Annotated in this window: 12 protein-coding genes and 1 pseudogene; 9 read left to right on the top strand and 4 right to left on the bottom strand. The window is 63.0% G+C overall.

Annotated elements, in window-relative coordinates:
* Positions 1-2: 2 nt before the first annotated feature.
* Positions 3-1,124 carry an ATP-dependent DNA helicase gene (locus NKL06_RS30105; protein WP_352581628.1) on the top strand — a complete coding sequence of 374 codons (1,122 nt, stop codon included), beginning with the start codon at positions 3-5 and terminating at the stop codon, positions 1,122-1,124.
* A 34-nt stretch (positions 1,125-1,158) separates the two neighbouring features.
* Here NKL06_RS30105 and NKL06_RS30100 read toward each other — a convergent pair whose 3' ends face one another.
* On the bottom strand, positions 1,159-1,578 hold the full coding sequence (locus NKL06_RS30100) for a SpoIIAA family protein (RefSeq protein WP_023690925.1): 420 nt from the start codon (positions 1,576-1,578) through the stop codon (positions 1,159-1,161).
* Positions 1,579-1,690: 112 nt separating this feature from the next.
* On the opposite strand from NKL06_RS30100, the gene NKL06_RS30095 reads away from it, so the two are divergent.
* The 4 genes from NKL06_RS30095 to NKL06_RS30080 all read left to right on the top strand — a co-directional run bounded on the left by NKL06_RS30095 (position 1,691) and on the right by NKL06_RS30080 (position 7,560).
* Complete coding sequence (locus tag NKL06_RS30095; protein WP_023690926.1) at positions 1,691-2,431, top strand: pyridoxine 5'-phosphate synthase; 741 nt, start codon at positions 1,691-1,693, stop codon at positions 2,429-2,431.
* Positions 2,432-2,508: 77 nt separating this feature from the next.
* A complete protein-coding gene (locus tag NKL06_RS30090; protein WP_023823130.1) occupies positions 2,509-4,422 on the top strand; it encodes a potassium transporter Kup in 1,914 nt (637 codons plus the stop codon).
* 141 nt (positions 4,423-4,563) lie between these two features.
* Positions 4,564-6,483 (top strand): potassium transporter Kup, encoded by a 1,920-nt coding sequence (locus NKL06_RS30085; RefSeq protein WP_286442487.1) that lies wholly within the window; start codon positions 4,564-4,566, stop codon positions 6,481-6,483.
* Between the two features lie 36 nt (positions 6,484-6,519).
* Positions 6,520-7,560: an SDR family oxidoreductase gene (locus tag NKL06_RS30080; protein ID WP_023690928.1), complete on the top strand. Its 1,041-nt coding sequence runs from the start codon at positions 6,520-6,522 to the stop codon at positions 7,558-7,560.
* Between the two features lie 49 nt (positions 7,561-7,609).
* Here NKL06_RS30080 and NKL06_RS30075 read toward each other — a convergent pair whose 3' ends face one another.
* Positions 7,610-8,500: an SDR family oxidoreductase gene (locus NKL06_RS30075; protein WP_023690929.1), complete on the bottom strand. Its 891-nt coding sequence runs from the start codon at positions 8,498-8,500 to the stop codon at positions 7,610-7,612.
* A gap of 138 nt (positions 8,501-8,638) precedes the next feature.
* On the opposite strand from NKL06_RS30075, the gene NKL06_RS30070 reads away from it, so the two are divergent.
* Positions 8,639-9,046 (top strand): winged helix-turn-helix transcriptional regulator, encoded by a 408-nt coding sequence (locus NKL06_RS30070; RefSeq protein WP_023690335.1) that lies wholly within the window; start codon positions 8,639-8,641, stop codon positions 9,044-9,046.
* Positions 9,047-9,121: 75 nt separating this feature from the next.
* Positions 9,122-10,357: pseudogene (locus tag NKL06_RS30065) on the top strand (FAD-dependent oxidoreductase); the annotation flags it as partial.
* On the opposite strand, the gene NKL06_RS30060 reads toward NKL06_RS30065, so the two are convergent.
* Both NKL06_RS30060 and NKL06_RS30055 read right to left on the bottom strand, forming a co-directional pair.
* Positions 10,320-11,078 carry a glutathione S-transferase family protein gene (locus NKL06_RS30060; RefSeq protein WP_081725372.1) on the bottom strand — a complete coding sequence of 253 codons (759 nt, stop codon included), beginning with the start codon at positions 11,076-11,078 and terminating at the stop codon, positions 10,320-10,322. The pseudogene NKL06_RS30065 and the gene NKL06_RS30060 overlap by 38 nt on opposite strands.
* Before the next feature lies 1 nt (position 11,079).
* Positions 11,080-11,385 (bottom strand): Rieske (2Fe-2S) protein, encoded by a 306-nt coding sequence (locus NKL06_RS30055; protein ID WP_023690332.1) that lies wholly within the window; start codon positions 11,383-11,385, stop codon positions 11,080-11,082.
* Between the two features lie 122 nt (positions 11,386-11,507).
* Between NKL06_RS30055 and NKL06_RS30050 the strand changes: the two genes are divergently transcribed.
* Both NKL06_RS30050 and NKL06_RS30045 read left to right on the top strand, forming a co-directional pair.
* Positions 11,508-11,966, top strand: coding sequence for a MarR family winged helix-turn-helix transcriptional regulator (locus NKL06_RS30050; protein WP_023690331.1), 459 nt, complete (start codon positions 11,508-11,510; stop codon positions 11,964-11,966).
* A gap of 143 nt (positions 11,967-12,109) precedes the next feature.
* Positions 12,110-12,775 (top strand): TetR/AcrR family transcriptional regulator, encoded by a 666-nt coding sequence (locus tag NKL06_RS30045; RefSeq protein ID WP_081726780.1) that lies wholly within the window; start codon positions 12,110-12,112, stop codon positions 12,773-12,775.
* Positions 12,776-12,795: the final 20 nt, after the last annotated feature.

Below are 12,795 nucleotides of genomic sequence, written 5' to 3'. Positions count from 1 at the left end.
GAATTCTCCCCCAACAGGACGAGGCTCTGAAAGCGGTGGCGCGCTGGCTGAAAGAGGGCCGGCCGCAGGTCTTCCGGCTGTTCGGCTATGCCGGCACCGGCAAGACCACGCTGGCGCGCTATTTTGCCGAGCATGTCGACGGGCAGGTGCAGTTCGCCGCCTTCACCGGCAAGGCGGCGCAGGTGCTGCGTTCCAAGGGCGCGGTCAATGCTCGCACCATCCATTCGTTGATCTACCGGCCGAAGGGCGAGGAATCGGTGTCGGACGAGGTGACGGGCAAGACCTCGATGTCGCCGACCTTCTCGCTCAACCGGCAAAGCCCTATTTCACGGGCGAAGCTGGTGGTCATCGACGAATGCTCGATGGTCGACGAGCAGCTTGGCCGCGACCTTCTGAGTTTTGGCACGCCGATCCTGGTGCTTGGCGATCCGGCGCAGCTGCCGCCGATCTCGGGCGGCGGCTTTTTCACCGAGCATGAGCCGGATGTGCTCTTGACCGAAATCCACCGCCAGGCGCGCGACAATCCGATTATCCAGCTGGCGCTCGACGTGCGCGAGGGCCGCGAGTTCATGCGCGGCGACTACGGCACCGCGCAGGTCATCGGCAAGGAGGACGTCACCCAGGAGCTGGTGCTGAAGGCGGACCAGGTGTTGGTCGGCACCAACCGCACACGCCGCCGCTACAATCAGCGCCTGCGCGAGCTGAAGGGTTTCAATGCCGATTATCCGCAGGCCGGCGACAAGCTGGTCTGCCTGCGCAACGACCCCGCCAAGGGCCTGCTCAACGGTTCGCTGTGGAAGGTGATGACCTCGTCGCGCGAGACGGTGAAGCCGGGCATCAACCTTCTGGTCTCGCCCGAGGAGGACGATCCCGACCGCGGCGTCGCCAAGATCAAGCTGCTCAAGTCGGCTTTCGAGGATCCGGACGCCGATATCCCCTGGCAGCAGAAGAAGCGCTTTGACGATTTCGACTATGGCTACGCGCTGACCGTGCACAAGGCGCAGGGTTCGCAGTGGAACGACGTCGTGCTGTTCGACGAGAGCTGGGCGTTCAAGGAAACCCGCCAGCGCTGGCTTTATACCGCCATCACGCGGGCGGCAGAGCGGCTGACGATTGTTAGATAACTGGCGTTGGATAGCTGGCGTTAGATAGCCGGCGTCAGGTAGCAGCCGGCGCAGCAGGGCTGAGTGGCGTCGCACCCAGCCATTGCCAGGCATCCGCTTCGTCCTCGGCCGCGAAGTGCCTGAACTCGATGGGTGGCGAAGCCGGAAGGAAGTTCCGCGCATCCGCTATCCAGTCCGGCTCACCGATCGTCGCGCACCGGGCGATATGCTCTAGCGCATGAACCGTACCTTGTTTCAGCGTCTCGTCGTCCATATCGATCCAGTCGACGCCCTCATGGTCGACCAGCCGCACCAAGACGTCGATCCTCGGGTGCAGCGCGTAGGCAGCCTCCAGCAATCCGAACAGATTTTCGCCGTCGGCGGCCGATACATGGCCGACGACGTCGATGGCGAAAAGGTCCTCACGGTTGGTTTCGAGGCGGCGGATCGCGGGCACGGATTGGAGAAAATTCATTGGCTGGGTTCCCCCTTGCGAGCAGATGTCATCACTGGAACACCCGAAAGCCCCTGTCTGTTCCCATCAAAGGCAGTATAGATGCGCTGCACAAACAGCCGGACCTCACGCCATGCCCGCGAAACTCTCGGTCAATCTCAACGCCATCGCCATGCTGCGCAACCGCCGCGACCTGCCGTGGCCGAGCGTCACCGGGCTCGGCCGCCTGGCGCTGGCGGCCGGCGCGCACGGGCTGACGGTTCATCCGCGGCCCGACGAGCGCCACACCAGGCATTCCGACCTGCCGGAGATCCGGGCGCTGATCGACGACGAGTTTCCCAAGGCGGAATTCAACATCGAGGGCTACCCGACCGAGGATTTTCTGGCGCTTGTGGAAAGGCACCAGCCGGAGCAGGTGACGCTGGTGCCCGACGATCCGGCGCAGGCGACATCGGACCATGGCTGGAACTTTGCCGCCGAGGCGGCGTTCCTTATCCCGATCGTCAAGCGTCTGAAAAAAGGGGGCTTCCGCGTGTCGCTGTTTTCCGATCCGGATCCCACCGGCGTCAATGCCGCGCGCGACACCGGCGCCGACCGCATCGAGCTCTATACCGGGCCCTACGGCAGCTACCATTCCGATTCCGCCAAGGCGCGGAAGGAGCTGGAAAGATTGGGAAAAACCGCGGATGCCGCACTCGCCGCCGGGCTCCAGGTCAATGCCGGGCACGATCTGGTGGTGAACAACCTTCCGGCATTGGCAAAGCGCATTCCGGCATTGGCCGAAGTGTCTATCGGACACGGGTTGACAGCCGATGCGTTGGAGTATGGCATGGCCGGCACGGTGGGGCGGTTTCTGAAGGCTTGCGGTTGGTAGCGGTGGAAGGCTCGTGTCGAAGGTGATATCGCATGACAGCAAGCAAGGTGCACCGCGCGGTGATCGGGGAGTAGTCGATGGCTCTTTCCAGCATCGGTAGCGAGGCTGAACCCGTCGAACAACCGAACCACTCCCACACTGAACAGCACAGCACCAAAGTTCTGATGCTGGGCGCGCTTGGCGTCGTCTATGGCGATATCGGCACCAGCCCGATCTATGCCTTCCGCGAGGCGCTTCACGCTTCGCCTGGTACCGACACGCGTATAGATGTCCTGGGCGTGCTGTCGCTGATCGTCTGGGCGCTGACGATTATCGTCACCATAAAATACGTCGCTTTCGTGCTTCGCGCCGACAACAAGGGCGAGGGCGGCACGCTGTCCCTGATGGCGCTGGCGCGCAGCGCCTATCCAAAAGGCGCCAAGCTTATCCTCGGCATCGGACTTTGCGGGGCGTCGCTTTTTTTCGGAGACGCTATCATAACTCCGGCCATTTCCGTGCTGTCGGCAGTTGAGGGCCTGGAAGTGGTGACACCGACGCTGGAGGCCTATGTCGTTCCGATCACCTTGGTCATCCTGGCATTTCTGTTCTCCGTGCAGCGCTTCGGCACGGGGAAGGTGGCGGCAGTATTCGGGCCGGTGACGGCGCTATGGTTCCTGGCCATCGGCGTTTCCGGGCTCTACCACCTGATGGACGATCCTTCGGTGCTGTTGGCGATCAACCCGTATTATGCGATCGCCTACTTAGCCGGCACGCCGACCGCCGCTTTCGTGACCGTTGGTGCAGTGTTCCTGGCGGTAACGGGGGCCGAGGCGCTTTATGTCGACCTTGGACATTTCGGGCGCAAGCCGATCGTGCTCGCGTGGTTTTCCGTGGTGTTTCCTTGCCTGCTGCTCAACTACTTCGGCCAGGGCGCCTTTGTATTGGCGAATGGCGGCAGGCCGACCAATCCATTCTTCGAGATGTTGCCGGATTGGGCGCTGATGCCAATGGTCGGCTTGGCAACGGCCGCCACCGTGATCGCCAGTCAGGCGGTGATCTCGGGTGCTTTTTCGCTGGCACGCCAGGCAGTGCAACTCAACCTGCTGCCCCGCATCGAGGTGCAGCACACGTCCGAAATGCAGAGCGGCCAGATTTATATGCCGCGCGTCAACCTGCTCATCGCCCTGGGAGTGATGCTGCTGGTTGTCGGCTTCGGCAGCTCGAGTTCGCTGGCTTCCGCTTACGGAATTTCGGTGACCGGCGAGATGCTGATGACAACCATTCTGCTGTTCGTTGTCATGCGCAATTTGTGGAAATGGCAGCTTGGGCTCGCCCTGGCATTGGCGCTGCTGTTCGGCACCATCGACATGGGTTTCTTCCTGGCGAATGTCGTCAAGATCGTGGAAGGCGGATGGGTGTCAATATCCGTTGCCTGCCTCATGGGGCTGATCATGACCACCTGGATACGCGGCAGCCGCTATCTCTTCGACAAGACCCGGCGCAACGAAATCCCGCTCGATTTCCTCGCCGGCAATCTGTTGAAGAAGAAGCCGCAGCTGGTGTCCGGCACCGCCGTGTTCCTGACCAGCGATCCGCAAAGCGCGCCGACAGCGCTGATGCACAGCCTGAAGCACTACAAGGTGCTGCACGAGCAGAACGTCATTCTGTCGGTGGTCACCGCACCGCAGCCGCTGGTGCCCGACAGCGAACGGGTCAAGATGGAGACAGTCAACGAGTTGTTCATGCGGGTGACGCTGACCTTCGGCTATATGGAGCAGCCCAACATTCCGCGCGCGCTGGCGATCTGCCGCAAGCAGGGCTGGAAGTTCGACATCATGACGACTTCGTTCTTCCTGTCGCGGCGCTCGCTCAAGGCATCGCCCAATTCCGGCATGCCGGTGTGGCAGGACAAGCTGTTCATCGGGCTCGCCCGCTCGGCGGCCGATGCGACGGAGTATTTCCAGATCCCGACCGGACGTGTGGTCGAGATCGGCACGCAGGTGGCGATCTGAGGTTTCCGGCAGCCTTTGACGCCACGCACCGGTCATTGCGGGGCAAGCCCTGCGCTGGGAACATGGTAGCCCTACCGTCACGGCACTTGATATTGCATCGCAGCAAGCGTAGAGCACCGCGCGCTTATCGGAGTGTCGTCCATGGCCCTTACCAATGCTGGTATTGAGGCAGAACCCGTCGAACAATCGAGCCATCCCGAAATCGAACAGCACAGCACCAAAGTTCTGATGCTGGGCGCGCTCGGTGTGGTCTATGGCGACATCGGCACCAGCCCGATCTACGCCTTCCGGGAAGCGCTTGTTGCGTCCTCCGGCGGCGAAATCGCCGAGCGCGGCGATATTCTGGGCGTGCTGTCGCTGATCATCTGGTCGTTGACGATTATCGTCACCATCAAATACATCATGTTTGTGCTCAGAGCCGACAACCGAGGCGAGGGCGGCGTGCTGTCGCTGATGGCACTGGCGCGCGGCAGTTTCCCGACCCGCTCGGCGATCATCCTGGCCATCGGTATTGTCGGCGCGTCATTGTTCTTCGGTGACGCCGTCATCACGCCGGCAATCTCGGTGCTTTCGGCGGTTGAAGGCATGAATGTCGTTACCCCGACCTTCCAGCCCTACGTCGTGCCGCTGACGCTGGTCATCCTGGCGATCCTGTTTTCGGTGCAGCGCTTCGGCACCGGCGGTGTGGCGCTGATCTTTGGCCCGATCACGGCGGTCTGGTTCCTGGCCATCGGTCTTTCGGGCTTGAACCACATCATCGCCGATCCCGAAATCCTGTGGGCGGTCAGCCCGCACTACATCGTCGCCTTCCTGATCAATTCGCCCGATGTCGCCTTCGTCACCATCGGCGCCATCTTCCTCGCCGTCACCGGTGCCGAAGCGCTTTATGCCGATCTCGGCCATTTCGGCCGCAAGCCCATCGTGCTCGCCTGGCTGGCCATCGTGTTTCCCTGCCTGCTGCTAAACTATGCCGGGCAGGGCGCTTTCGTGCTGGCGAAGAACGGTCACGTCGGCCATCCATTCTTCGAGATGAACGAAGGCTGGACGCTGATCCCGATGGTGGTATTGGCAACCGCGGCGACGGTCATCGCCAGCCAGGCGGTCATATCGGGCGCCTTCTCGCTGACCAGGCAGGCGGTGCAGCTCAATATGCTGCCGCGCCTCGAAATCCTGCACACGTCGGAACGGCAGTCGGGCCAGATCTACATGCCGCGCGTCAATGTTTTGCTGGCGTTGGCGGTGATGTTGCTGGTCGTCGGTTTCGGCGAATCGAGCAAGCTGGCCTCCGCCTATGGCATCTCGGTGACCGGCAACATGCTGGTGACGACGGTGCTGCTGTTCGTCGTCATGACGCGCATTTGGAAATGGCGCCTGTGGGTGGCGGTGGCAATGACGGCGGTGTTCGCATTCATCGACATCGGCTTCTTTGCCTCCAACATCGTCAAGGTGTTCGAGGGCGGCTGGGCGTCGCTTGCGGTGGCCTTCACCATCGTTCTGGCGATGTGGACCTGGGTGCGCGGCAGCCGCTATCTGTTCGACAAGACCCGTCGCAACGAAATCCCGCTCGATTTCCTCGCCGGCAATCTGTTGAAGAAGAAGCCGCAGCTGGTGTCCGGCACCGCCGTGTTCCTGACCAGCGATCCGCAAAGCGCGCCGACAGCGCTGATGCACAGCCTGAAGCACTACAAGGTGCTGCACGAGCAGAACGTCATTCTGTCGGTGGTCACCGCACCGCAGCCGCTGGTGCCCGACAGCGAGCGGGTCAAGATGGAGACAGTCAACGAGTTGTTCATGCGGGTGACGCTGACCTTCGGCTATATGGAGCAGCCCAACATTCCGCGCGCGCTGGCGATCTGCCGCAAGCAGGGCTGGAAGTTCGACATCATGACGACGTCGTTCTTCTTGTCGCGGCGCTCGCTCAAAGCATCGCCCAATTCCGGCATGCCGGTGTGGCAGGACAAGCTGTTCATCGGGCTCGCCCGCTCGGCGGCCGATGCGACGGAGTATTTCCAGATCCCGACCGGACGTGTGGTCGAGATCGGCACGCAGGTGGCGATCTAAGGGGTCTCGAAGGGATAAATCGTCGAGGAGGCTAATATGAGCGGCGAATTGGTGCTGGTCACCGGCGGGTCCGGCTTCCTCGGCGCTCACTGCATGCTCGAACTGTTGAAGGCCGGCTACCGCGTCCGCACCTCCGTGCGATCGGCCAGGCGCGAAGCCGATGTGCTCGCCATGCTCAAGGCAGGTGGCACGGAGCCCGGTGACGCCCTTTCATTCGCCCATGCCGATCTGATGGCCGACGCAGGCTGGCCGGCGGCGGTGGCCGGCTGCGATTACGTGCTGCATGTCGCATCGCCTTTTCCGCCCGGCGTGCCCACGCATGAGGATGACCTGATCCTTCCGGCGCGCGAGGGCGCGTTGCGCGTGCTGCGGGCGGCGCGGGATGCCGGGGTCAGGCGCGTCGTGCTCACCTCATCCTTCGCGGCCGTCGGCTATGGCAAGATGCGCGCGGATGGGCAGCCTTTCAACGAGGAAAACTGGACCGATCCGGCAGGCAAGGTCAGCGCCTATGTGAAGTCCAAGACGCTCGCCGAGCGCGCGGCCTGGGATTTCATCGCCGAGCAGAGCGGCGCGCTGGAGCTTGCGGTCGTCAATCCCGTTGGCATCTTTGGACCGGTGCTCGGCGCGGACCATTCGACCTCGACCGAATTTGTCCAGCGCATGCTGAACGGCGCCGTGCCTGGGCTGCCGCGCCTGTCCTTCGGCGTCGTCGATGCGCGCGACGTGGCGGATCTGCATGTTCGCGCCATGACCCACCCCGCCGCCAAGGGCGAACGGTTCCTGGCTGTCGCCGGCGATTTCATGACGGTGCGCGAGATCGCGCAGACCCTGAAGACGCGGCTCGGGCCGGCGGCGTCGCGCGTCTCGACGCGGGAGTTTCCCGATTGGCTGGTGCGCATCATCGGGCTGTTCAATCCGGAAGCGGCACAACTCGCAACGGAACTGGGCAAGATCAAGAACGCCACCAACGCCAAGGCGGTGCGCGTGCTCGGCTGGGCGCCACGCTCGCGCGAAGATGCTTTGATTGCCACGGGCGAAAGCCTGATCCGGCTGGGACTGGTCAAGCGACGTAAGTAATTGTGCGGGAGGCCGGACCTTAAGGGCTCGGCGTCCCGCAATGCAGCTTTCAGCCGGCCAGTGCAGCCTTGTTCGTCTCCAGAAACTGCTTCAGCGGCACCGACTTTCGGCCGGAGAGTTTTTCGACCGCGTCGGTCACCATGCCGAGGTCACCGGCGCGGGCGGCGGCGTCGAATGAAACCAGCACCTTGGCGAAGGGTTCAGGCAGGCCGGCCGACTTCATTCCCTCGGTCAGGGCTTCGTCGGAAAGCTGGATGACCTTGATCGGCTTGCTGGTGACCTCGGTGACCAACGCCGCCACTTCGGCAGCCGTATACGCACTGGGGCCGGTGAGCGTGTAAGTCGCGCTTTCGCTGCTGTCCGAGGCGAGCCCCGCTGCGATCGCCGCCGCGAAATCGTCACGCGTGCCGTAGGAAATGGCGCCGTCGCCGGCGGAGGTGTACCACTGACCCGATGCCAGAACCTGCGGCAACGCCATGAACAGGTTCTCGTTATACCAGCCATTGCGGAATATCGTGTAGGGGATCCCGCTCGCCTTGATCGCCTGTTCGGTGTCGTAGTGGTCGGGCGCGAAAACAACCGGCGAACCAGGCTCGGGGTTGGGCATCGAGGTGTACAGCAGGTGGCCGACGCCAGCCTGTTTGGCCGCCGTCACCGCCGCAAGCTGCTGCTCGCGCCGCTTCCCCTGTACCTCAAGTTCGTTGGTCGAGATGACGAGTGCCCGGTCGGCTCCCGCGAAGGCCTCGGCAAGCGATTGCGGGTCGTTGAAGTCAGCGGCTCTGACGACGACGCCGCGCGCCGCCAGATCGGCAAGGTTGGCGGGTGTACGGGTGGTGGCGATGATGCGGTTTGCGGAGATCTTTAATGTGTTCAGCAGGTGGTTGATGACGCCGCGGCCAAGCTGGCCGGAAGCGCCGGTGACGAGAAGGGTTGCGGTCATGGGGGATCCTGAAATTGCGCCGGGTGGCGGGTGCTTCTGACAGTCTCAAAAAGAGACCAGCACTAAAATAAGAATTGACCGGCCACCGTAAAGAAGGCAGTTTTTAGGGAGGTAGGCACCGCCAGGGAACCAGCAGCGATGGACGGCAAGGTCGTCAATCTGAGAACCAAGCTCAATATATTCAAAGCCACCAGCGATGGCGCAAACATTGCCGATTGCCCGGTTCGCGACGTGATGCAGGGCGTGAACGGCAAATGGAGTTCGCTGCTGATGGCGGCGCTCGCAGAGCAGCCCTATCGTTTCGGCGAGTTGCGGCGCCTGGTGCCCGACATCTCGCAGCGCATGCTCACCCAGACGCTCCACGATCTGCAGCGCGACGGCTTTGTTCATCGCGAAGTGTTCCCGACCAAGCCGCCAAGCGTCGAATACAGCCTGACCGATCTCGGCCGTTCGATGTTCGGCGCCTTGCATCAATTGATCCTGTGGGCCGAACTCAACCATGGTGCGGTGCGCAAGGCGCGCGCTGCCTTCGACGCCGGTGGCTGATGTTTTGGTCCATGCAGCAAAGGCTTGATTTGACAATGGCGCCGAAGGATTGTCCGGCCAGTAGTTGGGCGGGCAATGGAAAAATCTCTCGACATCGCGATTGCGGGCGCCGGCCCGGCGGGGCTCGCCACCGCGCTCTATCTCAAGCGCGCGGGCCACAACGTCACCATCTTCGAACGTTTCGAGGAACCCAAGCCCGTCGGTTCCGGACTGATCCTGCAGCCGACCGGGCTGAGCGTGCTCGCCGATCTCGGCCTGCTCGACGACATTCTGGCGCTGGGGAGCCGCATCGAGCGTCTGCATGGCGCCGATGCCTCGAGCGGCCGCACCGTGCTCGCCGTGCGCTACGATGCGCAGCCTGGCGGCCGTTTCGGGCTGGCGGTGCACCGGGCGGCGTTGTTCAACATGTTGTTTCGCGCCGCGCAGCGCCAAGGCATCGCCATCGAAACCGGTGTCGAGATCGAGACGCTGGACGTCGGTGAGCGGGCGATCCTGATCTTCGACAAGAGCCGAACGGTGGGGGGCCGCAGGGCAGGGCCGTTCGACCTCGTGGTCGACGCCAGCGGCTCGCGTTCGAAGCTGCGCCGGTGCCTCAACGATCCGGCCGAGCCGCGGCAGCTCACTTACGGCGCGTTCTGGGCCTCGCTCGGCTGGCGCCAAGGCTTCGACGAAAATGCGCTGCTGCAGCGCTACGACAAGGCCAGCGTGATGATCGGCGTCCTGCCGATCGGCCGACCGGAACCGGGCGCGGAAAAGATGGCGGCGTTCTTCTGGAGCCTGAAGCCGGCGGATGCCGAAAACGTGCGCGCGGCAGGGCTCGACGCCTGGAAGGCGAGACTGGTCTCGCTGTGGCCGCAGTGCGAGGCGTTCACCAGCCAGATCGACAGCTTCGACCAGCTGTCGCTGGCGCGCTACGGCCACCACACGATGAAGCTGCCGGCCGGCCGCAGGCTGGCCGTGATCGGCGATGCCGCGCATTCGACCAGCCCGCAGCTCGGGCAAGGCGCCAACATGGCGTTGCTCGACGCGGCAGCACTCAGCCATGCCTTGGCACAAACGGGCAACGTCGAGGCAGCGCTGGAAAGCTACGCCCGGGCGCGGCGATGGCATGTCCGAATCTTCCAGCTGCTGTCGCTGGCGCTGACGCCGTTCTACCAGTCGGACGGCACGATGCTGCCCTTCTTCCGCGACAGGCTGGTGGCAACCATCGCCAAAATCCCGCCAGTGCCAAGCGTGCTTGCCTCGATGGTGGCCGGCACGCTGATCGATCCGTTCAGGCGGATCGGGCTAGAGGAGGTGCACTGGCCAGATCATCCGGCGGGATCAGGGTCGAGAGAAGCGAATTTCTCGCACGCAGGAATAGACGCAGCCGCTGCGGATAGTCCGGCGCCACGGCACCCTTGATCGAGGCGCGTTCGCTCAACGCCTTGCGCCAGGCCTGGACCAATGGCTTGCCGTCCAGAATGCCGAAATTGCCGATCCGGTCGAAGGCGTCGAGATAGCGGAAGACCGGGCCGTAGACGGCATCGACGAGGCAAAAGCACTCGCCATTGAACCACGGTCCGGCCTGGTCGGCCAGTTCGTCCTCCAGACGATCGAACATGGCCGAAAGTGCCGTGGACTCTGCCAGGAAGGCGGCCTCCGTCGAAGCCGTGTAGAACCGGCCGATGGCGTTCAATGTCGCCGAGCCGAACTCGATCCAGGCGCGATGCCGGGCACGGGCGTAGGCGTCGGCCGGATGCAGAGGATTGGCTTGCGTCTCCTCGAGGAATTCGAGAATGACGGCGGATTCGAAGATCACCGTCTCCTCGCCATTTGCCTGGACGATCAGCAGCGGCACCTTGCCCAGCGGCGAAATCGCCTTGAACCAGTCCGGCTTGTTGGCGAGGTCGATGGTGACACGCTCAAACGGCACGCCTTTCTCGGCCAGCGAGATCGCCGCGCGCTGCACATAGGGGCATAGATGATGGCTGACGAGAATGAGCTTGCCAGTCATTTCATTCTTCTCAGGCATTTCATTCTTCTCAGGCATGTCACTCTCCCCAGACATAGTTCAACGCGCCGTCCTCGACGCGCGTCGACAGGAACATCAGTCGCGACGCTTTTGGCGCCGGACCTTCGATCCGGTCGCCTGATGTCATGTCGAAGGCGGCGCCGTGCCATTGGCAGACCAGCTTGCCGTCCTTGCAGTCGAGCGGCCCGCCGAAATGCAGGCAGACATTGGCGGCGGCGCGGATGCGCTCACCGCTGCGCCAAATATGGACCTCGCGGCCGAAGAATGGCGCGATCAGGCTGCCCGTCTGTGGGACGTCGGCGACTTTGCAGATTTCGTGTTTCATGGATCTTTCCCGGATCGATGCAGTTGCATGCATATAGATGCAAGTGCATCGATCGTCAAGTTTGATGCTAGTGCATCGATCGTCAAGCTTGATGCAACTGCATCTATCGCCTAGGATGGGTCATGACCAAAACAACCACGCCTTCGCCCGAAGCCGTCAAGGCCTGGGCCCGCCTAATGCGGGTTTCGCGCCAGCTCATCGAAAAGGCGGAAGAGGCTTTGAAGACCAGCGGCTTGCCGCCGCTCGACTGGTATGACGTGCTGCATGAACTCGCCGAGGCGGGTGAGGGCGGGCTGCGGCCATTCCAGCTGACCGAGCGCACACTGTTTGCGCAGTATAACATCTCGCGGCTTCTGGCGCGGCTCGAGGCCGAAGGACTGGTCGAGAAACTCAGGGTTGCCGATGACGGCCGCGGCCAGACCATCCGCATCTCGGCCAAGGGCCGTCAGACGCGGCGACGGATGTGGGCTGTCTATGGACGGTCGATTGCGGAATTGGTCGGCGCAAAACTCTCCGCGGAGGAGCTGAAGATACTGGCGAGCCTGCTTGGAGAGCTGCGCCATCCGCCCGCCGATGATTGATCCGTCAGAATCTCGTGGTTTGCTCGGCGGCTCTCACGTCGACGATTTTTCTACCGAACCCCTTGCGTCGAGCACAGGATTGCGCAATATGCCGAACCGTAACGTACGGTACGCCGTTTGAGGCGACCCGGCGACCTCATCGAATGGGCAGGAAATTGTTGCAGGCGAGTGCCGAGATCGATACCAGCGAAGTGCTGACAGAGCGGCAAACGGCCGTCCTGGACGCGGCTTTGCGGCTGCTGGTCGAGGAGGGCGACAATCTGACCATGACGGCGGTGGCGCGGCGCGCCAGCTGCTCGAAGGAAACGCTCTACAAATGGTTCGGCGACCGCGACGGATTGCTGACGGCGACCGTGCAGTGGCAGGCATCGAAAGTGCGCGTGGTGCCGGTCGACGGTGAGCGGCTCGATCTTGCCTCGATGACGGCAAGCCTGGAAGGCTTCGCCTCGGACTGGCTAAAGGTGATTTCGAGCGATACCTCGATCGCGCTGAACCGCGTCGCGGTCGGCCATGCCGGATCCGGAAAGGACGATCTCGGCGCCATCGTGCTGGAGAATGGCCGTTTCGCGCTGGCCAGACGGCTGAAGCCGGTGCTGCTTGCCGGCAAGCAGGCCGGACTGCTCGACTTTACGGACGCCGAAATGGCGTTCCGGACCTTTTTCGGGCTGGTCGCCCGCGACGTGCAGATCCGTCTGCTGCTCGGCGACAGGCTGGAATTGACTGAAGCGGCGATCGGCGGCGATGCCGCCCGGGCGACGCAGCAGTTTCTCGCTCTTTATGGAGCAAAAACCGGGCCGCAAGGCCTCTAATCTCTGTGGGAAGGAAGCAA

Source organism: Mesorhizobium sp. C268A (genome assembly GCF_040324475.1).
In the GTDB taxonomy this organism is placed as follows: Bacteria; Pseudomonadota; Alphaproteobacteria; order Rhizobiales; family Rhizobiaceae; genus Mesorhizobium.
The sequence above is the reverse complement of the archived record's forward strand: the minus strand, read 5'-3'. Positions and strand labels throughout refer to the sequence as shown.

Bases quoted from the DNA above. Each gene is read 5' to 3' on its own strand.
- NKL06_RS30090 (WP_023823130.1), top strand. From the start codon at position 2,509: ATGGCTCTTTCCAGCATCGGTAGCGAGGCTGAACCCGTCGAACAACCG.
- NKL06_RS30060 (WP_081725372.1), bottom strand. From the start codon at position 11,078: ATGCCTGAGAAGAATGAAATGCCTGAGAAGAATGAAATGACTGGCAAG.
- NKL06_RS30045 (WP_081726780.1), top strand. From the start codon at position 12,110: ATGGGCAGGAAATTGTTGCAGGCGAGTGCCGAGATCGATACCAGCGAA.
- NKL06_RS30100 (WP_023690925.1), bottom strand. From the start codon at position 1,578: ATGAATTTTCTCCAATCCGTGCCCGCGATCCGCCGCCTCGAAACCAAC.
- NKL06_RS30070 (WP_023690335.1), top strand. From the start codon at position 8,639: ATGGACGGCAAGGTCGTCAATCTGAGAACCAAGCTCAATATATTCAAA.
- NKL06_RS30080 (WP_023690928.1), top strand. From the start codon at position 6,520: ATGAGCGGCGAATTGGTGCTGGTCACCGGCGGGTCCGGCTTCCTCGGC.
- NKL06_RS30085 (WP_286442487.1), top strand. From the start codon at position 4,564: ATGGCCCTTACCAATGCTGGTATTGAGGCAGAACCCGTCGAACAATCG.
- NKL06_RS30095 (WP_023690926.1), top strand. From the start codon at position 1,691: ATGCCCGCGAAACTCTCGGTCAATCTCAACGCCATCGCCATGCTGCGC.
- NKL06_RS30055 (WP_023690332.1), bottom strand. From the start codon at position 11,385: ATGAAACACGAAATCTGCAAAGTCGCCGACGTCCCACAGACGGGCAGC.
- NKL06_RS30075 (WP_023690929.1), bottom strand. From the start codon at position 8,500: ATGACCGCAACCCTTCTCGTCACCGGCGCTTCCGGCCAGCTTGGCCGC.
- NKL06_RS30050 (WP_023690331.1), top strand. From the start codon at position 11,508: ATGACCAAAACAACCACGCCTTCGCCCGAAGCCGTCAAGGCCTGGGCC.